Source organism: Corynebacterium sp. UMB0012, assembly GCF_030216265.1.
Classification (GTDB): domain Bacteria; phylum Actinomycetota; class Actinomycetes; order Mycobacteriales; family Mycobacteriaceae; genus Corynebacterium.
In genome coordinates this window covers 1-239 of record NZ_JASOKQ010000142.1, presented here as the reverse complement: position 1 = coordinate 239, position 239 = coordinate 1, and the positions used below count along the sequence as shown (strand labels likewise).

Below are 239 nucleotides of genomic sequence, written 5' to 3'. Positions count from 1 at the left end.
GATCTTTATCGGAAAGAATATACTCCAGTGTTAACTCAGGCCAATCAATAGATAATATTTTATCATTCCAAATGATGCTACCTTCATACCCAGGAGCATAATAATTCGTCGTCTTATAAACAAATTCTGCCGTCTCACTCAGCACCAAAAAACCATGTGCGAATCCTTCAGGTATCCACAACTGGCGCTTATTCTCAGCAGATAAATTCACCCCAACCCATTTGCCAAAAGTTGATGAC

At 39.3% G+C, this 239-nt stretch carries 1 protein-coding gene; it reads right to left on the bottom strand.

Going from position 1 to position 239, the window contains the following annotated elements:
- Positions 1-239, bottom strand: a 239-nt coding sequence (gene rfbC / locus QP324_RS12200; protein WP_284816252.1) for a dTDP-4-dehydrorhamnose 3,5-epimerase, incomplete at both ends; no start/stop codon positions are given.